This is a genomic window from Streptomyces murinus, assembly GCF_002154555.1.
In the GTDB taxonomy this organism is placed as follows: Bacteria; Actinomycetota; Actinomycetes; order Streptomycetales; family Streptomycetaceae; genus Streptomyces; species Streptomyces murinus.
Genome location: NZ_MUNF01000240.1, coordinates 2,477 through 2,728, shown reverse-complemented (window position 1 = coordinate 2,728; position 252 = coordinate 2,477).

Sequence of the window (252 nt, the reverse complement as noted above, 5' to 3'; positions counted from 1 at the left end):
GACAGTGGCTGGGGGCGGCGGGGACGGGACACGGCGGGCAAGGGCCCGAAGCCGCGACTTCGCTTCGCGGCTTCGGGTCCGCTCATGCCTCGACGCGGTGCTCGGCAGCATGTGTACGCCGCTCACGGCAGCGCGTCCACCGGCGTCCCACCCGCGGCCACGCCCGTCTGCCGCCCCCCCCCTCCCGCTTTATCAGCATCCGCGGACGGTCGTGTGGGACCTCGTCGCCTCCGGCGGTGCGGCGGTGCGGCG